The following is a 23,875-nucleotide window of genomic DNA, read 5'->3' as shown; positions in this document are numbered from 1 at the left end:
AATTGGCTGGATGCATCATTTGCTTGGAGGATTGATTCGGCAAAGGTAAGCAGTAATTAGCCGGTAGAGTTCAAGAAACCGGGTCCGGCGCTTCTCATGCCGCCGGACCCGGTATTGAGCAAGACTACGGCAGAAGGACCTGGTCGATGAGGTGGACCACGCCGTTTGTCGAGACGATATTGGTTGCGGTGATGTTGCTGGGTGTTGTATTGCCCATGCCTTTCACTTGTGCATTCTTGCCCAGGAGGATACGAACGGTCTCTCCATTAAGAGTCGCCGGGGTACTCTGATCCACAAGGTCGGATGAAAAGACACGTGCGGGGATGACGTGATAGGTAAGGATCTTTGTGAGGGTGTTCGGGTCGGCCGCGTTAATGGCGGCTGCATTGGGAAAGCCGGCATTGATAAAGGCTTGGTTTGTCGGCGCAAACACCGTAAATGGGCCTGCTCCGGAAAGTACCGCGGCAACATTGGTGGCGCCCTGGCTGGCCCGGAGAACGGCGGCGACCAGCAGACTGAGATTCGGATTGCCGAGTGCGGTCTGCACAATGTTGCCTGTGGGCGGCATCAATACGGAGGCTACCTCATGGATGACGCCGTTGGTGCAGGAGATATCGGCTTTTGTTACCGCAATTCCGTTGATGAATACCTTGCCTGCGGGTGTGCGTGTGGCGTAGATAACTTGTCCGTTGAGGGTCGGGACGGGGGTATTGGCGGCCTGCGGAATCTGGGCGGCCAATGTTTGAGAGGCCAGGACATGGTAGAGCAGTACGGCTTTAAGGACCGAATCGGGAAGTTTGGAAAGGTCGGAAGGAGAGTTGAGACCGGCAGCTTGAAAGGCCTGGTTGTCCGGTGCGAACAAAGTGAAGCTCTCTTTGGATTCTCTGTTCAGGGTCTCTTTCAGGCCTTCCTGGTTGATGGCGTAGACAAGGATCGAATAATTGGGGTTCGAAGCGAGGGTGGCATAAATAGTGCCCCTTTTGCCGGGCGAGGATTTACGACATCCTGCCAGAGAGAGGATGGTAAACGCGGCAAGAAAGCCGGAAATGGCAAGTGCAATTCGCGAGTAAGTTTTGATCCGTTTCATATAAAATTGTTTTGATCTTTATAACAAAAAAAGCCACCGGATTCCACGGCTGGGGGCCGAGTTGTTCTTTCCTGGTGGCGAGTCGTCGTTTTGCGGAAGTGAGCCTTGTTGTTCAAGTTTTCTTAGCGGTGGCGCTCTGTTGCTTGCACAGTTTTTTATATGCCGATGTAAGGAGTTTATTTTGATTGAAAAAGGCGAGTATGAAGGTTTGCATAATCACCGGCGTGACCCGGGAGCGGGGTCTGGGATATGCCATAACAAGGCTCATGTTCCAACGGGGGTATATTGTTTATATTGGCGGCCGTAATGGCGACAGTGCCGCGGAACTGGCTGCCCGCCTGGATAAAAGCGGTAAAAAAGTGCGGCCTTCGGCGTTGGATATCACGGATGATGGTAGCGTTTCCCAATTTTATTCGAAGGTAATGGAGGAAGAAGGGGTCGTGGACGCATTGATCAATAATGCCGGGGGTGGATTTGATGCCGGCCAGGATCCGTTGGCGGTGAATTTTTCCGAGGCAAGAAGCACCTTTGAGACGAACCTGTTTGGCGCGTGGCGAATGATCCGGCGGGCTGTGCCGTTGCTGATGAACAGCCAGGCACCGTGCGTAGTTAATGTCAGCAGCGGGGCGGGAACCTTCGGCGATCCTGTTTTTGGAATGGCTCATCATCCCCAGCAGGTGCCGGCCTATGCGTTGTCGAAATTGGCACTGAACGGCCTCACGGTAAAGCTGGCCGGGCAGTTGGGAGCATACGGGATAATGGTGAACGCTGTGGACCCGGGATTAGTGGCGACCTATCCGGGGATGGAGAAAATAGGCGCCGCCGATCCGAAGGACGCCGCGGTGGGTGTGGTTTGGGCTGCCACTCTTCCAAAGGGTGGGCCAAATGGCCAGTTGTTTCGTAATGGAAAGGTGACTGGATGGTAAACAAAATTATACGGTGGGTTCTATCCGCTCCGTCCCAGAGAACGAAAAAGGATTTTTCAGAGGCTTCCATCGATGTTTTGATGATCGTTAAAAGATGACAAAAGATGCGAAAGAGAGTGAATATCTGTTGGTTCCGACGGGATTTGCGGCTTAGGGACAATGCAGCATTGTACTATGCTTTGCGAGAGGGGCATCCCGTGGTGGCTTTGTTCATATTCGACAGGACTATTTTAGATAAACTGCGGGATAAAGCCGACCGGCGGGTCGAGTTTATATTTCATGCAGTGATGGAAATGTACGACGGGCTTGCCGCCATGGGGAGCCCCATGGAAGTATTGTATGGAGAGCCGATGGAGGTATTTGGCAGATTGATGCGGAAGTATGAGATAATGGGCATATTTGCGAATGGCGACTATGAGCCCGATGCCATCGCGCGGGACAGCGCTATTGAAGCGATTGCGAAGGAGGCGGGTGTGCGGTTTTCGTTATATAAGGACCAGGTGATGTTCGAGAAGACTGAGATAGTGAAGGATGACGGACACGCCTATAGCGTATTTACGCCCTATTGTAAGCGATGGCGGTCGATGTTGTCGGATTTCTATTTAAAATCCTATCCGACAGCCTCCTATTTTTCAAATTTCCTTCAGGATGAGCTCATTGCGCCTCCGACCCTGGAGGAACTGGGATTTAAGAAAACAAATTCCGAGTTCCCGCCGATCAACCGCAGCCGGGACATGTTTCGGCAATACGGGGATAAACGGGATTATCCCGCGGTCGGAGGCACAAGCAGGCTGGGCGTTCACCTTCGTTTTGGCACCATCAGTATCCGGGAGCTTGCCCGGTACGTCATGGAGATCAGCGACAAGTTTTTGAACGAGCTGATATGGCGGGAGTTCTACCAGATGATCTTGTGGAATTTTCCGGAGGTGGGTCAGGGACGGGCGTTCAAGAAAGAATATGAGAATATCGTCTGGCGAAATAATGAGGAGGAATTCGACCGGTGGTGTAAAGGACAGACAGGGTACCCGATCGTAGATGCGGGAATGAGGGAATTGAATGAAACCGGTTATATGCACAACCGGGTACGGATGATCACGGCTTCTTTTCTTACCAAGCATTTGTTGATCGACTGGCGATGGGGAGAAGCGTATTTTGCCGGGAAATTATTGGATTTCGATCTGGCTAGCAATAATGGAGGATGGCAATGGGCGGCAGGCTGCGGCTGCGACGCCGCGCCTTATTTCCGGATTTTCAATCCGTATCTGCAGACAAAGAAGTTCGACCCTCAACTTGACTATGTCCGGGAATGGGTGCCGGAGTGGGCGGATCTCGATTACCCGGCGCCCATGGTAGATCATGAATGGGCAAGGAAGCGGTGCCTTGAGGCGTACAGTGGTGCGCTGCGCGTTCTCCGGCAAAATGGGTAAGCCGGCGCGCTTTTGTAATACTTTATAAATATGCCTATATTGCCCGGCAGCTGCCCCTTCTGCGAGGGCAGCATCGCCATCATGCGGGCCTTCAGGCTTGCGGCAGGGAGGATCAGCGGATGTCAGACAGCATTAAATTTGCGGGACGATGAACCAAAAAATACTTTAAAGAGGACGTAATGATCAAAAAGACCTTATGTGGAATGCTATTTCTGTTTTTGTCAGCAGGGTTATGCCTTGCCCAGAAAGATGCGCCGAAGCCCTATGGACCGGTACCGTCTGAGAACCAGCTGCGATGGCAGCAAATGGAATATTATGCCTTTCTTCATTTTTCCATCAATACGTTTACCGACCAGGAATGGGGATCGGGGGCGGAGGATCCAAAGATCTTCAATCCTGACAGCCTCGATTGCCGGCAATGGGCGAGGGTATGCAAGGAGGCCGGGATGAAGGGGATCATCCTGACGGCAAAACACCATTCGGGATTTTGTCTGTGGCCGTCGAAGTATACCGGGTTCTCGGTAAAGAATTGTCCCTGGAAGAACGGGAAGGGAGATATCGTGCGGGAACTGGCCGATGCATGCAGGGAATACGGGTTAAAGCTGGGCATCTATCTGTCACCGTGGGACCGAAACTACGCGGGCTACGGCAAGCCGGAGTACATTACGTATTTCCGGAACCAGCTGAAGGAGCTGCTGACCAACTATGGCGATATTTTCGAGGTTTGGTTCGACGGGGCTAACGGCGGGTCGGGATATTATGGCGGCGCCAACGAGACGCGTAAGATCGACCGCCGAACCTATTACGACTGGAAGAATACCTATAAGCTGATCCGGCAGTGGCAGCCTGACATCGTCATCTGGAATGATAATGGCGACAGAGGCGATCTCCGCTGGGTAGGAACGGAAGCGGGTTTTGTCGGCGAGACGAACTGGAGCCTGCTGAACGGCACCGGTGACGTGTCGCACGATATGCTGGCGCACGGACTGGAGAACGGCGATTCGTGGGTTCCCGGCGAAGTGAATACTTCGATACGCCCCGGTTGGTTTTATCACCAATATGAGGACAGCAGGGTGAAGACGCTGCCGGAGCTATTGGATACCTATTATCACTCGTTCGGTCGGAATGGCACGCTGCTGCTGAATTTCCCGATCGACCGTCACGGGCTTATCCATCCCAATGACGAGCGGGCCGCGGTGCAGTTGGCGGACGCGGTGAAGGAGATCTTCGCCGTCAACCTGGCTGAAGCGGCAAGAGTTGCGGCTTCAAATATACGCGGGAAGGATGCAACCTCTTTTGGTCCGCAAAAAGCCATAGACGGTAAGGGCGATACTTACTGGGCCACTGATGATGGTGTCACCAGCGCATCGATGACACTGGACTTTGGTACGCCGACGCGCTTTAACCGTTGGATGGCGCAGGAGTATATCCGGTTGGGTCAGCGGGTGAAAGCATTTACCGTTGAGGCTCTGGTGGACGGCCAATGGAGGGAACTGGCGAAAGGAACGACGATCGGCTACCGGCGGATCCTTCGGTTTCCGACGGTTACAGCGACGCAACTCCGATTTACGATCAAGGATGCAAAGGCCTGCCCGGTGATTTCCAATGTGGGCGTCTATGAAGCGCCTGTTGTGCTGGCGGCGCCTGCGATAATGAGAAGCCAGTCGGGCGAGATGCGCATCAGGGTTGCGGACAGCGGCGCCGTAATCCGGTATACCCTGGACGGTAGTGAGCCCGGGAGTGGATCGACGGTGTTTGCCGGGCCATTCATGACGAAGGGAAAGGTGATCGTCAAAGCGGTGGCGTACGATCCGCTGTCGGGCAAGAGCAGTCCGGTGGCGGTCGGGGAGTTCGATATTTCGCACAGGAACTGGAAGTTGGTGGGTGAGGATGATCCGCATGCGACTGCAGTTATCGACGGCGACCCACATTCGGCCTGGCATCAGGATAAGGGGAAGAAGATGCCGCTGGATCTCACGATCGACCTGGGAGACGAAGTCGTGCTTTCGGGTTTTCGGTATCTGCCCGACCAGGGCCGCCATTCGGGCATCATCGGCGGGTACCAACTGTTTGTTTCGTCGGACAACGAGGATTGGAGGATGGTGGACGAGGGTGAGTTTTCCAACATCAACAATAACCCGTTATGGCAGATAAGGCGTTTTGCTCCAGTGAAGGCTCGTTATATGAGGCTTAGGGCCCTGAAGAATACGCAGGGGAATGACGATGCAGGGTATGCGGAGCTGGACGTTGTTACGGAAGGTATTTCCGGTGGTGTCCGGCCGTCCTGACGATTTTTGTATGGAACAACCGCGTTTTTTAACAACATTAACAAATGCGTGCCCGACCGTCAGCAACTTTTTTGCGTTTACGGCGGCATGACTTTTTCTAAAGCCTTGTTTTGCTGCCTGACCTGCATCTTCCCCCCTGCAGCCGGCCTTTTCGCCCAATGTTCCTTTCCCCTTATCCTCCGGACCACAAAGGACTATTGCGTAGGCTCCTCGCTGCTGCTCAGCAGCGACCATGCCCTGCAAAAGATCGTTTGGTATCGCGACGGCGTTGCCGTGGATTCCATCTTCGCCGCCGAGTCGCTCGATAAGACCGGCGCCGTCGTTACAGACAATATCTACCCCAGCGCCATTTGTCTGGACAACGCCGACAATTTGTATGTTAGCGACTACCCTAATTCCGCGGTAAAAAAATATGTGCCCGGTTCCACCACCGGGACGATCGTAGCCGGTGGTCACGGAAAGGGCAATGGTCCCGATCAATTCAACACCGGCGCCTCCATCCGTGTGGATGACCAGGGCAATCTCTATATCTTCGACCCCAGTGGGGGCCGTATCATAAAATGGTTGCCTGGAGCACCTACCGGCGTTACTCTCCTCAAAACCAACGTGGAGAACGCCAACTTTGAGGGCGCCCATGCCCTGCTGATCGATTGCGCCGGTAATATCTTCCTCGGCGACAATTACCGCCGCTTGGTACAGGAATGGAAAGGCGGCACCGGCGCTCCTGAGACCCTGTTTCACTTACAGCCGTTGGCATATATCGATAACGAAGCCTTCGCCATCAACATCGAAGAAGACGGAGCCGGAAATTTACTGGTATTGGACGGATCATTCAATGCGCTCTCGCGCTACCCACCCGGCGATACTACCGGCCTATTGATCGCAGGAACCAACAAGGATCTCTATGGCACGGACGGGAAACTGGCGCCCTACGACTTTTGGCTCAACCGGGATGATACCGCCTATATCTGTTATTTGTCGGCTCACAACGTGGTGCAACTTGCCCCTGGCGGCGGGTCCGGGACCGTCTTGTTCTCAGGGTCATCAGGAGGCCTCGGACTACCGGCCTGCATAGCAAGGGATATAAAGGGCAACTTTTTCGTCGGCGACCAGGGAAATTCAAATGTTCGGGAATATAAACTGACCTCCTTTATCGACACCAGCTTCACTCCCGTCGCCCCCGGCCGGTACTACGCCGTCGTGAAAGACATGCTTGGCAATACCCGGACCAGTGATACCATCTTTGTCAATACTCCGAATGCCGGCCTCCCCTCCATTGGTATTACCGCAACGGCCACCAGCGCCCCGGTCTGCGTTCCGATCGCTTTTACCGCCACCGTCGCCAACGAAGGCGCCACCGCTTCTTATCAGTGGGAGGTCAGCGGGGTAAAAGTGGGTGACGGCAGTCTTCAATATTCTAACAACCTCTTCGCCAATGGCGACAAGGTCTACTGTATCCTAACGGAGCAAAACGGCTGCCTGGCCGACACCGTGAGCGATACGTCCAATGTCATCACCCTGGCGATAGACCCGCAGGGAACGGCTTCAGTCGCGATCGCAGCGGACCCACCGATCGTCTGCGGGAAACACCCCATCGTCTTTACGGCAACGGTAACGAACGGTTCCAATCAGCCCGTCTTCCAATGGCTGGTCAACGGCGCGCCTCTTGCCGGCGACGATGGCGCCATCTTCAGCAGCGACGGACTAAAAGGCGGTGATATCGTCTACTGCCGCATCACCAATGACGATATCTGCGGGCTGGCCAAGTCCAACAGCGTGCCGGTGATCGTCGGCACGGCGCCAGTAATCCCGCCGGGACAGCTGTTCACCATTCCTTATGGGAAAACCCTCCAGCTCGATCCGGTTATCAACGGCGAGGCGGCGACCTGGCTTTGGACCCCTTCCCTGGGACTTTCCGATCCGAAGGTTGCCGATCCTATCGCTTCGCCGCTGTCGACGACGAAGTATCTGCTCAAGGCTATCTCGCCGCAAGGCTGCAGCGACAGCGGCACAATCGTCGTGGACGTCTTCACGCCTGCCAGCCTGCCCACCGCCTTTACGCCCAACGGCGACGGCCGCAACGATATCTTTTACATGCTCGGTGCACCGACAGGAAGCCGCATCGTCGACTTCGCTGTCTATGACCGATGGGGTCAGGCAGTATTCCGGGTCCATGACGCCATGCCCGGCGATCCCACGGCTGGGTGGAATGGTTACATCCATGGCCAGGCGGCGCCGATCGGGACCTACCCGTACCAGTTGATCCTGGAAACCCCCGATCGACAGAGACATAACTATAGTGGAACGGTTGTCCTTATCCGCTAAAAAATAGCGTATCTTGGAAAAGAACAATGTTTTCGTTTTTCGCGACAAAATGTTGGCTTTCGCGACAAAAATCGCGACATTTTCCTGTTTTCGCGACAATTTTATTTGACCTTTATTTAATAATTTGCTGATATTCAGTATAAGACGGCACCAGTATGATCTTCTTACAATATTGCTATTCCGCTCAGCGAAGGGTGCTGATAAGTACAGGTATTGCCATTCCGCCAAGCTATTGGAATGTCAGGACTTCGAGTATTTTGCAACAACTTCCTACCGAATACGGCAATGTCGACACCCTGGAAACGGCCTCAAATGCCTGGGAAGAAAATTCCGTAGGTAGTCGAAATAGATAGGTTCAGTCCGTTCCCCCTCGCAGACAATGAGAAAATATTTCCTTTCTTCAAGCGTCGCAACCGGCTTCACCGCAGCCACCGCATTGCTTTGCAGATCGGCCAGCATTTCTTTGAAAGTCTCCTTTTTTGCCTTAGCCATGTGCTATCAATGTTTCCAAGCTGTCAATAAATGGGATCGCGCCGTATTTCCCTTCGAGGTAGTTCTTATCGTATGGGCTTTCTTTTCTCGGCTTGTATTCTACGAGGGAGGTCATTTCGGAGGCGCCGTAGCGATTTTTCTCAACGAAGTAGATCTGGTCTCTCCTCAATAAACCCCGATCGAGCAAGGCGGTATCGTGGCTTGCCGCCAATAGCTGCGCTTTCGATTTCGTTTTTGAGGAGTTGAATAATTTTATGATGGATTTAGTGAGCAGCGTATGCAATCGGGCATCGAATCCATCGATGACAACGATCCTATCTTCTGCAATGGCTTTGATAAATACGCCGATCAAGTTGAAGTATTTTTTGGTTCCTTCGGATTCCTGGTCCTCCAATAGGAACCGGGCGCTTCCTATGACTTCTCCTTTCTCATTGAATTTTTGATGCAGAGTGAATACTGCCGGCCACTCATCTGTAATCAAGGTGTTCCTTAACTCGCGGGGTAAATCTTTTGAACCTCTATAAAGAGGAACGTTAGTCAGCTCTATGCCTTGAATGCCCAGGTCCGCTTTTTGGATAAAGCTCTTTACTTCGTCGGCATGATTTTTATCCTTCAGCAAATCAAGGGTCACATTCTTATAAAGCTCATCCGACATACCGTGGATGGTATAGATCCGGCTGAACCATTCGTTGATCTGTTCGGCTTTTTTTACGTTCCATTGCGAGGCTACTGAGAGGAAGAGTGCATTTTTCCTGGTTCTTTTTTCCAGGCCTTCCGCATTGAGAAAGCGTTTGCCGGTAATTTCGAATTGGTCTCCGATCCGGAGAAAGACAGGGTATTCTTTGGTCGCCTTCGATTCCAACAGCCATTCTTTATGCACCTTTTCTTTGTCGACTTCGAAACCATAACGGTACTTATACTCATCCAAGATAAAGGATGCCTCGAAAAAGGAAGGCATATTTTCGGTAGCCTTGCTTAATTCAAAACTTTCCACATCGATCTGCTCATTTCCTTGCTTCTCTGTTGCCGAATTATTGACTAGCCATTTGAAGAATACAAAGGCGTCCAGGATCTTGGATTTGCCGCTGGCGTTGGGGCCGTAAAGTAATATTGATTTCAAAAGCGGCAGGCTTTCGTCGTCGTGAACATTGGTATCGGTATGCTCGCTGATTGCGGCGGCATTGAAATTCAGTATAATAGGGTCTTTTATAGACTTATAGTTGCCTATCTTGAAATAAATTAGCATTTTATGCAGGTTTTACGCATAAATATACAAAAAAAGTACATTTAGAATCCAAATTATCGCAGGAATGCGGGAAATCCGCGCGATGCTGAGTTCTAGGGTTTCGATACCTACTGATTTCGTATCTATTTAGGGACTTGGGAGGTCTTTATTCGGCTATAAGATATATTTTGATACCGACTTAAGGGCCATCGTGATGCCGATCAATGGCTTGATTTTGAAAGGATTTCTTCTTATTAATTCCCTCATTTTCAGTATTTTTGCATGGAAACCTAAAAATAGCCCACTCGGAAACCTAAAAATAGTCCGGCAGGCGCAAATTCTCGCCTATGGCAACTCCGGGTGAAAAGGTGGCTGACGCCCTAGAGGAATTACATGGCTTGCAGGAGAAGGGGCTGGTCGCGATAAGATCCACCGAAATCAACCGGATCAACCGGGAATTGCTGGTGAAGACCGGCTACCTAAAGCAAGTAACGAAGGGCTGGTATACTCCAAGCCGGCCGGATGAGCGACCTGGCGATAGCACGTCCTGGTATAGCAGCTATTGGGAATTCTGTGGCCGGTTCCTCGATGAAAAGTATGGCAGGGATTGGATTGTTGCCCCGGAACTGTCGATGCAACTGCATGCCGGGAATTGGTCAGTGCCAAAGCAATTGCGGGTTCGGTCATCAAAGGGATCGAATTACAATATGCCGATGCTGCACGATACTTCCCTGTTTGTTCTGAAGACATCGTTTCCGCCGGCAGAGGTGGTAGAAGCTATCCGGGGGATACGGTGCTATACTTTACCCGGTTCGCTAATCTTTTGCTCGCCTAATACGTTCTCCCAAAATCCCGTTGACGCCTGGACGGCTCTTGCGATGATCCGGGATGCATCGGAGGTGTTGCATGTGTTGTTAGCAAAGGGACATACTACGTATGCCGGAAGGCTGGCCGGCGCATTCCGAAATATTGGCCGGGACCGTATCGCCCAACAGATCATGTATACCATGTCGGCAGCAGGGTATAATGTAAGGGAGGAAGATCCTTTCGATACCAAATTAAATCTCAATTTGCCGGCCGGGGAGCGGTCGCCTTATGTCAATCGGCTCCGTTTGATGTGGCATCAAATGCGGGAACTCGTTATTGCTCATTTTCCCCCCGCGCCGGGACTACCTGCGGATAAGGAAGCGTATCTCCAGTCGATGGACAATCTTTATGTAAATGATGCCTACCATTCCTTGTCCATCGAGCGATACCGGGTTAGCCGGGAGCTGATCGAGCGCGCACCAAGCGGGGATTGGGATCATCATAAATATGAGGAAGACAAAAAAGAGCGAAACGCCATGGCGGCCAGAGGTTATTGGCAGGCTTTTCAACAGGTAAAGGAGAGTGTCCGGAAGATATTGTCCGGCGAAAATGCGGGGCGTGTTGCGGATGAGGATCACGGGAATTGGTATCGGCAGCTATTCGAGCCGAGCGTTATTGCGGGCATTTTGAATCCGGAAGACCTGGCTGGTTACCGTACGCATCAGGTGTATATCGGCGGGTCAAAGCATGTTCCCATTAATGTGGATGGGTTGCAGGATGTCATGCCGGTGTTATTTGAACTCCTGGAATCGGAGCCGGAAGCTGCGGTCCGGGCGGTACTTGGGCACTTTGCCTTTGTTTTCATCCATCCTTATATGGACGGGAATGGCCGCATGGGGCGGTTTTTGATGAATGCTATGCTTGCTTCGGGCGGTTATCCCTGGACGATCATTCCTGTAGAACGGCGGGATGAGTATATGCAGGCGCTGGAAAAGGCGAGCGTGGGGCAGGATATTGAGCCATTTGCTAGGTTTTTAGCGTATCTAACCAGTAAAGGAATGAAGGGAACGCTGACTGCAAAGAAATAAGATTATTCATCTGCCTCTGATTGGGAGGCAAAAGCCTGTTGTATTAAGTCCATTACATCATTCTTCCGCGTCACTTTGGCATAACGCTGCGTTGTTTTGATCGACCGATGCCCCAGCATTTTGCTGGCGGTTCGATGGGCACATCATTCTCCAGGGTGACTGTAGTGGCGAATGTGTGTCGGGCCGTATGAGTGGTCAGCTCCTTATCGATCGCGCAAATAGCGGCAATTTCTTTCAAGTACCCGTTGAAGCGTTGGTTGCTGCGGATCGGCAGCAGTTTTCCGTGAGCCGAACAAAAGGGATGGTCTCGATACCTGTTTATAATCTCCAAGGGTATTGGCAGTAGCGGTACACATTCCGTTTGATCCGTCTTCTGCCGGTCTTTCGTGATCCATTTCTGCCCATCGATCCCAACGAAAATGTTCTCCGGCCCCAGGCCGAAGGCATCTTCATACGCGAAGCCCGTATAGCACATGAAGACATAACAATCCCGGGCTTCGGCCAGCCGTGCGATGGAAATTTCTTTGTTGACCAGGGCATTCAACTTTTCCATCTCCAATCGCATCGGGTCTTTTTCTTCGAATGACAGACGGTAACCGGAGGTGGGATCGGTGGCGAGCCAGCCCATCTCCACCGCCATTTTGAGAACCGTCTTGGTTTGGCGGAGGTATTTCATCACCGTATTGTTCTGCAAATGCTCCTCCGTGAAAAGATAATGCTCGAAGTCGTGAATGAAGGAACGTTTTATATCTTCCAGGTAGAGGTCGGATACTTTGTACTGATGCTTTAGGAAAGCTTTGATCTTATCAAAGGTGTAGCTGTATTTGTCGAGTGTGGCAGGCGCCTTGTGGCCGGACTTCATTTTCTCGGTGACTCTATTAACATAGACCTCGAACGCCGTACATAGGGTATGGCGATCTCGTCGTAGGCCCAGGTATTCGTTCTTTAGCAACTCGGCCGTCACGGTTTTGCCTAACGCGATCAGCCGGCTTTCGTGCATACGGAGGGAACCCTTGATGGTCTCGAGGTGGGCATTGATCGACTTAGCTTCCTCGGAATTCCCTTTCATCCGCTGGGCTTTGGAATCCCATAGAGCAGGGGAAACATCGCGATTAGCGGGAATCTCGGCGCGTTCGCCGTTGACTGTGACACGAATGGAGAGGGGCGCTTTGCCGTTTTTCAGGCGGTACCGGAGAATCCAGACCAGGATCGAAAAGCTGTGCTTCGTAACCATACAATTCAATTCTTTTGTTAACCGAATGATGTTTGTTTGAAGCTCTTTTCCCCTGAAGAATTCGATTTGCCCAAACCGCTGAAACCTTTGCCGGTGGCTTGTTTCAGCTCTATTCGGTTAGCAAAAATACCTGCGACCGGTTGCTAACCGAATTGCGACCGAATGAATGGACATGATTGATTGCGATTGGACATGCCCGAAAAGCGAAAACCCGCGTCAGCATTGTATCTGAAGCGGGTTTAAACGACTTTGTCTGAGTGACTTGCGGACCGGACGGTTAATGTAGCATCTTTTTTCCCTTTCGTTCCTTTGCGTTAGTTTACGCTACATTACGATTAAGGTTCTGATTTTAAGCATTTTGTAACTCCTTTTCGGATGCCTGTACGCTATCTTTGGCCTTGTTGATAGGAATTATTGTAGAACATTTTAAACTAACAAAAGCTCCTTCAAATGAGACAGCCCGTAAAACTCATCGTCAAGAAAGGTAAACTTCGCGGAGATGGAACACGCCTTATTTCTGTTCAGTACTGTCATAGTGTCAACAAGCGAGTTGTTTGCAGTACAGGCCTGGCCATCCCTCCCCAATACTGGAATAGAAAAACATGCAGGATTTCATCGAGTCTGCCTCCCCAGTTTGGCGACATAGAGCAGATGGAAGCTTATTTAAGCGACAAACTGCGCAAGGCTGAAGATATGGTAACTGCTGCTAAAAAGAATGGGATTGACCCGATGAATCTCTTAAAAGTGAATTTTCCATTGGCCGATAATTGGAAAATTGAGCATATGAAAGAGAAAAAGCGGGATCTGGATGTCTATAACAATATCGACGATTACATCGAAGAGAAGAAAAAAGAAGTCTCCCAAGTCACCCTCAACGTAATCCGGATGATGAAAGAACACCTAAAAGTATATGAAAAATATACGGCTACAAAAATCACCTTTGACAGCTTCGATTTTAATTTTTATCAGGGTTTTGTGGGCTTCCTCACTCATGAGTACATCCTTACTCGAAAGAAGGCCATCGTGAAGGGTTTGCGCATCAATAGCATTGGCAAGACGATTAAATGGCTAAAGACGTTTTTGAAAAACCGGATGGCAAAAAATATTATTCCTTACCGAGATCTTTCACCATTTCGTGGAATGGAGGAGGATGTGGATGCTATCTATTTGAATTGGAAGGAAATTTCGTCGATGTACAAACTTGATTTGACCCATAACCAAATGCTCGAAAGGGTCAGGGATACCTTTGTCCTCGGTTGTTTGACCGGTTTCCGATTTAGCGATTATTCTACGGTTAAACCGGAAGAATTTCGGGACGGAATGTTATTCGTCACGCAGGCGAAAACTGGTGGAAGGGTAGTAGTTCCTCTCCGCCCAGAAGCAAAGGCTATTTTGGAAAAATATATGATGCGGATGCCTCAGCTGAATAATGTCGAGTTTAATCTTTATATTAAGGAAGTGGCCCGGCTGGCAGGATTGAATGAAAAGATCAAAATTTCGTTCAAAAGGGCAAATAAATTAATGGAGGATATCCGGGCTAAGCATGATTGGGTCATGTCTCATACTTGCCGGCGGTCCTTTTGCACTAATGAGTTTCTGGACGGGACGCCGATTACCCTAATCATGGCGATTAGTGGTCACAAAACGGAGAAGGCTTTTAGAAAGTATATTAAGGCTGATAATCTCGAAAAGGCACAGATGATTAGGAAGCTGTGGGCAGGCAGGTCGCCACTTTCCCAGTCTGCGTAAAAAAATCGAATCTCACTAGGAATTGACTCCGCTAGGATTTGGTGGTAACGGAGGGAACCTAATGTTTACACCGTGAAAACACCTTTTTTTGAGAGTTTTTAATGAATCCTGATCCAGCCTATGTATTTTGCCCAAAAAAGATGCTGGTACAAGGCGCAATAACTTCATTGGAGCAATTCCTACAAATCGTAGATGCTATTCGGCTGCGTCGAGTACCGCTTGGATTCATGGGATTACCCATGCGGTGGGAATTTTATCGTGGGCAGGCAGACGCCTGCTGGGCGGTCACGCCTGGTATCACTCGCGAGCTACCCGATGTTCAAGCGGTTCGGAATGCAGATGCAGCTGTTATGAGCCATTTCCGCCAGCGGATGACAGAGATGGATCGCCTTGATCGACTCCATTTTTGGCAGCCGCCGAGAGGTTTTCAAGACGATTGGTCTTTGTATTTTCAAGCACAGCACTATCGTATACCGACGAGGCTACTCGACTGGTCGGGTAAACCGGAGGTAGCGCTTTTCTTTGCAGTAGAACAACCACAATATGACGAGAGCGATGGAGCATTCTACGTCTACTACAATCCTCCCAGTCATCTAAAAATTGATGGAGGTGCGCAATACCAAGACTTTGCTGCCGTCCCGCCGACGGATGTAACGGGAACTTGGTTCCTGAACCCGGCTTTCGATGCGAATCGCGATCGCGAGGGCACCCTGGCGGAAGGGCGCCGACTCACCCAATATGGAAAATTTACCCTACAGCCCTACGATCGTTGTTTGCAAGGGTTGGATAAGCAAGCTGACATCATCCTGCCGTATAATGAAACGATGGATTCGGACATCCCGGTTATGGAGAAATGGATAATTCCCGCACCTGTAAAGGCACAGTTAAGACTTGACCTAGCGGCCCGCGAGTGGTATGGTGAAGCGCTGTACCTCTACGAGGATCCCTTCATCAATGAAATCCAGGCAGAGTGTTTGGCTTTGCGAAATAGCTTTTGCTAACATTCTGTATTGCCTCTGCGATGCTTTTCTATATGCGAATAGAACCCTGCCCTCTATCCGGCTTGCCATACTATTACTTGGTCTCCAACTTCTTTTCTGCCGCGTGGCCGATCCGGCGCGCTACTTCTCCCGGCGAATAAGTATCCGTGGCAATAAGGATCAGGATGAGACCACTGAAGGCGACGATAGTGGTCAATGCCCAATTGCGATAATTAAAGTGCACCAGTACAGCGAGAAGGCTGGGAAGCAGAAATAACCCAAGGACCGCGACCTTTTGCCATTCGGGGGAGAAGATATTTGTCCATACGCAGGAAGCGTCGATGAAAAAGGCTGCCAGAAAGATCCATAGCCAGACGACATGAATTTTTTTCCGGTCATCAATTTTCAGGTAATGGGCAAGGCTGCAGCCACTTTTCTGAAAAAGCTTCCGCACATCGGCTTCACTCCCTTCGATATCTTTAATTTTTATCCGGCCCATGTGGCGATGGATTGTAATGCTTCACTTTTTACTTTGGGTCAGCTGTTTTATTTTTTCTTGTGTCTGCTGGTATTCTGCAAAAAGGCGGCTGGACTCTTCGAACAGACTGACGGACGAGGGAAAGGGATTGATCAATTGTTGCTCGGACGGGACGTAGGTGGAGAATTTAAGATCGTGACCCATCTTCGTAATATGGTTGTTTGAAACCAAGAGACAATGTTCATCCGGAGTAAGGGTTCCCTCTCGGTAGCGGATGAGATACCGGTGGATGGCAGCCTCGTCCAACACAACTTGATTTATCGATTTCTGCACTAAGTGGCTGGCGTCCAGCATAAACACTTTATCAGTGGCTCTCTTTTTATTGAATACTAAAATGTTGGTGGAAACTCCTGTCTGCGGAAATACGCCAGAGGGTAAGGTAATGACGGCGTCCAGGAGGTTGTTTTGTATCACCCGGCAACGGAATTCAAGAAGGGCGCCCTGACCGGAAAGGAAGATGCCCGGCAGAAGGATGGCAGCAGATCCTGTCGGGGACAACCGGTTTAGGCTATGGCATACCAACGCAAGGTCAATGCGATTGGATGAACCGGCGAGATGAGACCAGGGACCGGGTTCCGTGGAGACCGCCTGAGAATTTTCCCGCCGGCCGTAAGGGGGATTCATGAGGATGAGGTCGAATCGCGCTTCATCTGATAGTTTATAATGGTCGAGGCCTTTCTCGATGCGAAGCTCTGCGGTGGTGGAGAGGAGCAATAGCCGGAGCTTTGCCAGTTTCCAAGGTAGTCCAGCCGCGGCAAAGCCTCTGATGTGGGAGAGGCCCCGCAAATGTTGAGCGGCCGCTGAAAGAAAGGATCCGGACCAAGCATATGGATCATACAAGCTCGAGCCGGGACTGCTGCTTAACAGATCGACCATTAGCCCGACCAATTCTTGGGGCGCGTAATTCTCGAAGATGATCCGATCGTCGGAAAGGGAGAGCTCAAGGCCGTCCATAACGGAGACCATGAGAGCTTTCAAAGTTATATTTTCCGATTGTTGAGTGGCAAAAAGATCGGTCCATGAAACGCAAATAAGATTCCAGGCTGATTGCGGGATGCCCTGGATCAGATCGGGTTCGACGGCAATTAGTTCGGCAAGTGTGGCTTGGTTGGCTGCCTCCCAGGCCTGTAGCGACCGGCTGGCCCTTTCTTTATGGTCAGGTTCACCGATGTGCCGCATGACCCGATCAAAATCGTAAGCTGCGCCTGGCGAGACGACGTCGATATTGTAATTCCACCCTGTCTTGGCTGTTTGGGTTGAGAAGACCTTCCAAGCGACAAGGGATAGGGTGAGATCATAAAATCGGCTCTTGTCAAAAGTGGATGACAGGAATGCCAGGCGGGTTGCGTGGATGAGCTGTTCAATTTTTTGTTTCATGCGCTTCTGCGATGATTTGTTCCCATATATAGCTGTTACAGAATTTTCTTTTGCATTCGGCCAATAATTGGAGCAGTGCCTGTTCGTGTATGGATTCCTTTAGTACCGCATCGATGTGCCGCTGTTGAGCAAGAGGCAGGATTGGAATTGCCAGCTCGTTGATTACTGACTTAGTGATGGATGGAATGGTGCTTCCAGAAGAGCGCTGTGCGAAATATGCTCTTGCGGGCGGCTGGTTCAAATACCAGTTGAGATAGGAAGGTAGGATCAACGGTTTGGGTGACAGGACGAAAAATGAAGCCGTGGCAATGGCCCTTGCCGGTTCCCCCTTATACAGGAAGGTCCCAAGTTTGGTCCCCTTGTTTGCGATGAGAATCTCACCGGGCTTCAGCAAGTGATTTTGCAGCGCCGGAATCCCGGAGCTCACTACCCGGACAGGCTGAATCAGCCTTCCTTCCTCAAGATCTCGGGGCTGAATGACCCTAAGATCTCCTTCCGGGGATTGCTGCGGTGAGTTTTTAAAAGTTTGACCGGTTCGTATTTCGGCACACTCCTTTATTAATATATACATTTCTCCATTGTGCATACAGAAAACAAAGGTAGTAATAATAATTGCTTTTCGAGCTATCCGTTACCTAAATAGTCCCGGTTAGTTATTCTGGCGTATAATGCCGTAGTTTTTGCGGGGTTAGCAAATCAGAAAGATTCCCTAAGTTTGTAACCTATAAGTTGAAAGGATGGATTTTTTTGCTATTTTTGTGGAGTATGGTTCGCTGTATTCAGTATGCTACCCGGAAGACAAGATATCTGGGAGACCGGTGGATATTTTTCAGGTCCTTTTCGACAAATGGGCTGATCCGCAATATTTGTTGGAATTTTTTAAGGCCAATGCCGCAGATCTGGCAAATCCATTTTGGAAAGGAATAACGATCGACCAAGCGATCAAGCAAGTCCTCAGGGAGCGCGAATGGTTTGAAGATCAGTTATATGCGATCGAAACGAAGCAGCCAGGGTATGAGGGGATGTCCTTCAGAGATCTTTTTAAACCGCTTCACAACAATATTTATTCTCTGGACTGGAGTGGGGAGCAATTTAGAAAGGCGAGACCGGAGATGGTAGATTCGATGTTGAGAGTTTATGCGATCGAGTTGGAGGACGGCAGCTTTGTGATCACAGGGGGCGTCATTAAACTTACGAGAACAATGTCGGGGGCGACCTTTGATAAGGAGATTGCTAATCTGAAGCGGGTGAAGGCATTTCTGGAAAGCGAGGGCATCTTTTCCAAAGAAGGTTTGGAAGCGATCTAAAAACAATAAATATGAGCAAACAACGGTCAAGGATGCAGGAACTTGCCAAGGGTAACGAGAGTGGCTGGCACGAGGATGCGATATTCAGACGGACGAACAAATGGCTTTCCTATTCTTCGGAGATCGCGCTTCGGATTCTTGCTGCGATAGAAGATAAGAAGGATTTCAGTCAGTCTCGGCTCGCGGAATTATTGAATGTATCTCCGCAACAGGTGAGCAAGATTGTGAAGGGCAAAGAAAATCTGACATTGGAAACTATCTACAATATCTCCAAGGCCCTGGATGTTTCATTGATTTCATTTCCGGAATACAAATACAGCCAACCATTGATGGGTGCACCCTTTCAGGTCAACCAGGCTAAGGTGATTTCTTTTCCTCCCTTTGTCAAGGCAGAGGGGGTGGAAAGCCCTTATCCTATGGGGAAAGCACAATAATTCAACAATTAAAAGTGATGACAGATCAAGCTACCATTCCGACAATAGGTATCAAACGCATAAAAGAAATCTCTTTTCAAATCCGTGAGGATCTGTTGCTTGATTCTTCAAGAACAATATTGATTGAAATTGGGCAGAATCTTAGCTTTGCGATAGACGAAGGACTTGTGAGTTTTGCACTTAGATTTTACTATCATTTCGCAGAAGAGCGTGAACCTATCCTGGTTGATTTTACCGTACAGAACGTATTTGAGATCCCAAATTTACAGCGGTTTATTTTTGAGAGGGGAGAGCTTAAACTGCCACCGGTGACTATTTCAAATATTGTAGGCCTGTCGATCTCCCATGGTCGGGCACTCCTTGCGAAACAACTATCGGGAACGGTGTTGCAGGAGAATTTACCCTATATCGTCGATCCGGCGAATGTCGCCCGACATTTTTTCCCTCGAATGTTCGACGTACAAACCGCACAAAAGGCGGATGCAACGCCGGCTTCTTGAGCCACCTTTCTCGAGTTTGGTCTTACACATTCTTCTGTTCCCACCAATTCTGCCATGCATCCATATACCAAGGTCGACTATCATCCTGGCTCGTAAAATAGGGAAATGTGCGGCTGGAAGTATTTCGCACCGAAGGCATTCCGACGGCGGGAGCTTGGTTGTCAAATTATGGCCGGCGCGACGGGTTTTGCTACTTTTGTGAGGGCCTTCCTGCGCGACGTGAGAACGGAGCTGTACATGAGGGCCAAGGAAAGGACCGCGGGGTGGGGCCTTGGACAGCTTTCGCGGATGCTCAGAAAACGGACGGTTTAATCGCTGGGCAAGGTATATTGGTGCCTGCGACCTTAGCTTCGGAGGATGGGGAAAGCGTCACGATGCCGAAGGAATAGCTGGAGTTCGATATCGCGGACGGGTTGTTTATGCTTTTTGGCATAGTGTCGGAGAATTGAAAGGTATTGGTCCCAATCGTCGAGGTTGAAATTGACACCATTCGGATTGTGGTCCATGAGGTGGAAGTCGTACAGCAGTTGCCAGACCCGGGTATCAATGACGCCATAGCGTTTCCTATTCAGGAACATGAGGATAGCGGAGGCGGTTGGGATATTCACTCCTTTGAGGGCCGTGAGTACATGGAGCTTAAGGCGCGGATTTCGGATGGCGAGGCAGTGAACAAAAGCCTCAGTAATATCTTTATTGGTATTCTCCAGCGCCCAATGGGCAGAGCGAACGGACTTCCAGCGGCAGAATTCGCGAAGCTGTGTTTTGGTCATTTTTTGTTTGCGGCGGCATTCGGCGGCGAGTTCGAAAAGGGTCAGCGAGTGGGGTTCTTCGACGATGTGCTCGTGGGTGATGAGTTTGTCGAGGATGAGGAAGCCGTAGTTTCGGCGGGGTCTTTTGGGATCGTTCATTTGGCGATGTGATCTGTTTTGAGGGAGAATTTGTTTTTAGAATCTTGATTTTTATGAATGAGATGATTTTCGTGATTGTTTCTCTAGACGGTGCTAGTTATAGTAGTCCGGGTGTTTGTACTGAGGTGCATAGGCGGGAGGGGTATCAGTGCTATTGAGCGGCGATCCCGGGCAGACCCTTGCGGTGTTCTTGGTACCATTTTTTGATGTAATAATATGCGATCCAGCCGACGTCTTCGGCGACGTCGTCGTCGTGGTCGGTGTGACAGTAGCCTATATTGTGCATGTATTCATGACAGAGATGAACGCCGTAGCCGTAGGGGAAGGGGAAGTCTTCGCCCATATCACAGTCGATGTTTAAGTAGTAAGAGGTGATTAGATCGGTATTCGGACAGGTTGCGCCTAGGCCGTAACAATGGTTTTTGCGGGGACGGCGACCCATTGTTTTGAGGTTGAGGGTGAGGGCGACTTCGGGGCGCTTGAAGAGGTCGTTGAGGATGGTTGTGCCGGGGATTCGTTCGGGACGGTCGGGGCCTTTGCCGCATCCGTCGCAGTGGTTGGGGTATTGGAAGTTGAGTTTAGCGAGGGTGTCCTGGAATTCCTTTGAGCTAAATAGATAGCTGGCGACTTGCAGGGCAAGGTCGGCGGTGGCGTCGGTGACTTCGGCGACCTCGGTGTTGAGTTTGGCGCGTTTTAGGGCGATGTGGCGGGGAGTTTGGGCGATCGCGGTGGTTGAAAGGATGGCCAATGTTGTTATAAGGACAAACGTAGGTTTCATGAATTATTTGTTATTTGATCATTTATCATATTGTCATGCAAATTGGAAGGCGCGAATGGAGACAAAAATGACGCACGCAAAGCCGGTGGCGAAGAGAAGGGCGGATGAGATGAGCAGGAGTCTACTTATCCGATGATCGTCTTGTTGTTCTTTCCTTGTCTGACCTAAAAAAGCCTTTTCTATAGTTTTTTCCGCTTCGGTCCAATTGGGGCTACCAATGCGTTTGAGGCTGCGTACGATTAGCACCTGGTGGTATAGACAGGCGGTGGAGAAGAAGCGATGCGCTAATACGAGTGCTGCAGCGAGTACGAGGCTTACTGCTGCAGCGCCGATCGGGAGTTTGTTTTCGCGTAGGAGTGTATGGCAACTGCGATGATTGCTGGTCAGGACTTCCCTGATGAGAAAGACATGGCCGGCGATGCCTAAAAGGGAGATGCGGAGGATCTCGTTGGCGAATGCCTGATATCGGTCAGCTATGTCAAAATCCTGTTTCCATACCGTGTCGGGGACGTCCATATCGGCGAGTTGCCTGGCGGGCTTCCGGAGGCGGACTGTTTTTAAGAAGTTCATTTTGGGGAGGGGTTATTTCGTGATATTCAAGATACGATGTGTCGGTATTTCAGGCAACCGTGAAAACACCTGAAATGAGCTGCATGTAGGTGTTTTTATGTAATGTTTGGGCGTGACGTTGGAGATGTTCGTAACTTTCGAATTCGTAGTATTTGTTTAAATTCAAAACCACCAATAGATGCAAGATACCGTTGTTTGTCCCGCATGTGAGATGGAAAATGCCTATTTCGATGGCGTTGTCTTTGTCTGTCCGGATTGCGACCATAAATGGTCGCTTGATTCGGACGAGAATCCCATTGTTGGGGAAGCAGGGAAGTATTCTGAATTTGACGAGTTGGCGGAATTGAAGGTTCCGTTCTTCTTGTTGGAGCATGGGAAACTGTACGATTGCAAGATCAGGCATACCCAGGGAGTAGAAGAGTCTAGTATAATTCCTTTGGCCTTCAAAAATGGCCGGAATCTGCAATTTATCATGGGCGATGCGCGCAAGCTGAATCAGCAAAACCCGCGGTTCGTCCAAGAGATAATTCGAATGGATTATGAGTACATTCTTTACGATGGGGTCCGGGCGGACTATCCGGATGAATATTCGGCACTGACCTACGAGTGTGCTACCCGGGAGGATGGGGTGCTGATAGACACCCAGAACTTTGAGCATTTTGATTTCAGGAGAACGGACGTGTTGTAGAGGAACCTTTTTTTATCCGACTAATCGTTGATAATTAATTTGTTGTGAATATGTATCAACGATGGAGAAAACCTTAGACGCTTATTTCAAGAGGGTTTGGAGCTCATCCTTTCCGATCCAAGGCCGTTTTTTGTGTATCATTCGGTGGCAATTGGAGCAAAGAAGTATTATGTCCTCCGGCTTGGTTTTATGATTTGGCTGCAATTCGCTCACTGGTACACTGTGATGCCCCTCGACGAAATCGGCTCCGATATTGCCATATTTTTCTTCAAAATCAAATTGACAGGCCTGGCAAAAAAGCTTACCATGGATCGCTTTGAACCTCGCCTTGGCTATCTTGACTACGGTGGGATTTCGTTCTCGCATTTTGTGCAGTCGCTCGACAACTTTTCCCTCCGGAAACTCTCCGTCCAAGTCTTGATTACCTATAAAATCAGTCCTAAGCGGCAACGTCCAGTATTTTCTGGGTGCGCCATAGGCGCCGGCCTTACCTGGAGAAATGCCCAAACTGTGGCAATAGCTGAGATAAAGTCGCTCTAGGCGTTCGTTGGGGACTGGGTCGGGCTCTAAAAGTTTGTTGATCGCCTTGTTAGTTTCTCGGCCATCTTTGTCTTTAGACGAAGTGTGTTTTTTCAGGGAATTACCTTGATAACCAACAAACCTGCTTGGTGCAAAACGCATTTCTTTCCCGACAGTATAAGCCACAAAGCAAATACCCTTTTGTATAAGCCTACGAGTTACCTCCATTTCGGATGGCGTCCCTTCAATTAAGTATTTTTCGACTACTTCAATATTTTGAACAAGTTCGTTGAGGTTGGCAATAAGCTTCATTTTAGAATGCTCAGTTTTTATATACTAAACCTTTGGGAATTAAAACTCCGTCTTCGTATTCAACTTCAAAATCAGGGCGATAAATAATGTTTTTGAACTCTTTCCTAGTTTTCGTCTCCATTGACTCAAATACTAATTCAATAACTTCATCGATGTATTTCTTGGCGAGCTCCACGTGTAAGCTCCCCCTAAAACTGGGCCACCCTCAATTAGAGTTTTCTGGTTTTTCAAATATTTTATCCACTAACCGGCTCTCTTCAATTTTGGAAGGATTTCCGTTCGCCGTTTGTGGATAAAGCTTCAGTGCTTCGGCCTG

The 23,875-nt window shown here is 49.9% G+C and carries 21 protein-coding genes; 11 read left to right on the top strand and 10 right to left on the bottom strand.

Annotated elements, in window-relative coordinates:
- Positions 1–124: 124 nt before the first annotated feature.
- A complete protein-coding gene (locus tag VHE34_RS06525) occupies positions 125–1,087 on the bottom strand; it encodes a fasciclin domain-containing protein (protein ID WP_325585901.1) in 963 nt (320 codons plus the stop codon).
- 200 nt (positions 1,088–1,287) lie between these two features.
- Between VHE34_RS06525 and VHE34_RS06520 the strand changes: the two genes are divergently transcribed.
- The 4 genes from VHE34_RS06520 (at position 1,288) to VHE34_RS06505 (ending at position 8,053) form a co-directional block, all read left to right on the top strand.
- Positions 1,288–2,013, top strand: coding sequence for an SDR family NAD(P)-dependent oxidoreductase (locus tag VHE34_RS06520; RefSeq protein WP_325585899.1), 726 nt, complete (start codon positions 1,288–1,290; stop codon positions 2,011–2,013).
- A gap of 104 nt (positions 2,014–2,117) precedes the next feature.
- Entirely contained in the window at positions 2,118–3,440 is a 1,323-nt protein-coding gene (locus VHE34_RS06515) for a deoxyribodipyrimidine photo-lyase (protein WP_325585897.1), read from the top strand.
- Positions 3,441–3,643: 203 nt separating this feature from the next.
- Positions 3,644–5,728, top strand: a complete 2,085-nt coding sequence (locus VHE34_RS06510) for an alpha-L-fucosidase (protein ID WP_325585895.1) — start codon at positions 3,644–3,646, stop codon at positions 5,726–5,728.
- Positions 5,729–5,815: 87 nt separating this feature from the next.
- Complete coding sequence (locus VHE34_RS06505) at positions 5,816–8,053, top strand: gliding motility-associated C-terminal domain-containing protein (RefSeq protein WP_325585893.1); 2,238 nt, start codon at positions 5,816–5,818, stop codon at positions 8,051–8,053.
- A 484-nt stretch (positions 8,054–8,537) separates the two neighbouring features.
- On the opposite strand, the gene VHE34_RS06500 is transcribed toward VHE34_RS06505, so the two are convergent.
- Positions 8,538–9,791: an ATP-binding protein gene (locus VHE34_RS06500; RefSeq protein ID WP_325585891.1), complete on the bottom strand. Its 1,254-nt coding sequence runs from the start codon at positions 9,789–9,791 to the stop codon at positions 8,538–8,540.
- A 326-nt stretch (positions 9,792–10,117) separates the two neighbouring features.
- On the opposite strand from VHE34_RS06500, the gene VHE34_RS06495 reads away from it, so the two are divergent.
- On the top strand, positions 10,118–11,665 hold the full coding sequence (locus VHE34_RS06495; protein WP_325585889.1) for a Fic family protein: 1,548 nt from the start codon (positions 10,118–10,120) through the stop codon (positions 11,663–11,665).
- A 70-nt stretch (positions 11,666–11,735) separates the two neighbouring features.
- Here VHE34_RS06495 and VHE34_RS06490 read toward each other — a convergent pair whose 3' ends face one another.
- Positions 11,736–12,899 (bottom strand): site-specific integrase, encoded by a 1,164-nt coding sequence (locus VHE34_RS06490; RefSeq protein ID WP_325585887.1) that lies wholly within the window; start codon positions 12,897–12,899, stop codon positions 11,736–11,738.
- 450 nt (positions 12,900–13,349) lie between these two features.
- On the opposite strand from VHE34_RS06490, the gene VHE34_RS06485 reads away from it, so the two are divergent.
- Together VHE34_RS06485 and VHE34_RS06480 are read left to right on the top strand one after the other, a co-directional pair.
- Complete coding sequence (locus VHE34_RS06485; protein ID WP_325585885.1) at positions 13,350–14,648, top strand: site-specific integrase; 1,299 nt, start codon at positions 13,350–13,352, stop codon at positions 14,646–14,648.
- A 140-nt stretch (positions 14,649–14,788) separates the two neighbouring features.
- Positions 14,789–15,649, top strand: coding sequence for an FRG domain-containing protein (locus VHE34_RS06480; RefSeq protein WP_325585883.1), 861 nt, complete (start codon positions 14,789–14,791; stop codon positions 15,647–15,649).
- Positions 15,650–15,722: 73 nt separating this feature from the next.
- Here VHE34_RS06480 and VHE34_RS06475 read toward each other — a convergent pair whose 3' ends face one another.
- From VHE34_RS06475 to VHE34_RS06465, 3 genes are read right to left on the bottom strand one after another with little or no spacing between them, the layout of a single operon-like run.
- The gene (locus VHE34_RS06475) at positions 15,723–16,127 is read right to left on the bottom strand and encodes a hypothetical protein (RefSeq protein ID WP_325585881.1); all 405 of its coding nucleotides are present in this window, start codon (positions 16,125–16,127) and stop codon (positions 15,723–15,725) included.
- Positions 16,128–16,148: 21 nt separating this feature from the next.
- Positions 16,149–17,543: an HsdM family class I SAM-dependent methyltransferase gene (locus VHE34_RS06470; protein ID WP_325585878.1), complete on the bottom strand. Its 1,395-nt coding sequence runs from the start codon at positions 17,541–17,543 to the stop codon at positions 16,149–16,151.
- A complete protein-coding gene (locus tag VHE34_RS06465) occupies positions 17,527–18,129 on the bottom strand; it encodes a restriction endonuclease subunit S (RefSeq protein WP_325585876.1) in 603 nt (200 codons plus the stop codon). The genes VHE34_RS06470 and VHE34_RS06465 overlap by 17 nt, the downstream gene beginning before the upstream one ends.
- A gap of 151 nt (positions 18,130–18,280) precedes the next feature.
- Here VHE34_RS06465 and VHE34_RS06460 point away from each other — a divergent pair, with 151 nt between their 5' ends.
- The 3 genes from VHE34_RS06460 to VHE34_RS06450 are packed head-to-tail and all read left to right on the top strand — an operon-like array spanning position 18,281 to position 19,784.
- Positions 18,281–18,850 (top strand): hypothetical protein, encoded by a 570-nt coding sequence (locus VHE34_RS06460; RefSeq protein WP_325585874.1) that lies wholly within the window; start codon positions 18,281–18,283, stop codon positions 18,848–18,850.
- Positions 18,851–18,861: 11 nt separating this feature from the next.
- Positions 18,862–19,284 carry a helix-turn-helix transcriptional regulator gene (locus VHE34_RS06455; RefSeq protein WP_325585872.1) on the top strand — a complete coding sequence of 141 codons (423 nt, stop codon included), beginning with the start codon at positions 18,862–18,864 and terminating at the stop codon, positions 19,282–19,284.
- A 17-nt stretch (positions 19,285–19,301) separates the two neighbouring features.
- Positions 19,302–19,784, top strand: coding sequence for a hypothetical protein (locus tag VHE34_RS06450; RefSeq protein ID WP_325585870.1), 483 nt, complete (start codon positions 19,302–19,304; stop codon positions 19,782–19,784).
- Positions 19,785–20,128: 344 nt separating this feature from the next.
- On the opposite strand, the gene VHE34_RS06445 is transcribed toward VHE34_RS06450, so the two are convergent.
- From VHE34_RS06445 to VHE34_RS06435, 3 genes are all read right to left on the bottom strand, one after another.
- A complete protein-coding gene (locus VHE34_RS06445; protein WP_325585868.1) occupies positions 20,129–20,692 on the bottom strand; it encodes a hypothetical protein in 564 nt (187 codons plus the stop codon).
- Between the two features lie 151 nt (positions 20,693–20,843).
- Positions 20,844–21,470 carry a hypothetical protein gene (locus tag VHE34_RS06440; RefSeq protein WP_325585866.1) on the bottom strand — a complete coding sequence of 209 codons (627 nt, stop codon included), beginning with the start codon at positions 21,468–21,470 and terminating at the stop codon, positions 20,844–20,846.
- A gap of 33 nt (positions 21,471–21,503) precedes the next feature.
- Positions 21,504–22,040, bottom strand: coding sequence for a hypothetical protein (locus tag VHE34_RS06435; protein WP_325585864.1), 537 nt, complete (start codon positions 22,038–22,040; stop codon positions 21,504–21,506).
- Positions 22,041–22,218: 178 nt separating this feature from the next.
- Here VHE34_RS06435 and VHE34_RS06430 point away from each other — a divergent pair, with 178 nt between their 5' ends.
- Positions 22,219–22,728 (top strand): hypothetical protein, encoded by a 510-nt coding sequence (locus VHE34_RS06430; RefSeq protein WP_325585861.1) that lies wholly within the window; start codon positions 22,219–22,221, stop codon positions 22,726–22,728.
- Between the two features lie 81 nt (positions 22,729–22,809).
- Here VHE34_RS06430 and VHE34_RS06425 read toward each other — a convergent pair whose 3' ends face one another.
- Complete coding sequence (locus VHE34_RS06425; protein WP_325585859.1) at positions 22,810–23,559, bottom strand: HNH endonuclease; 750 nt, start codon at positions 23,557–23,559, stop codon at positions 22,810–22,812.
- Positions 23,560–23,875: the final 316 nt, after the last annotated feature.

It is taken from the genome of Puia sp., from assembly GCF_035546395.1.
Classification (GTDB): Bacteria; Bacteroidota; Bacteroidia; order Chitinophagales; family Chitinophagaceae; genus Puia.
The sequence above is the reverse complement of the archived record's forward strand: the minus strand, read 5'-3'. Positions and strand labels throughout refer to the sequence as shown.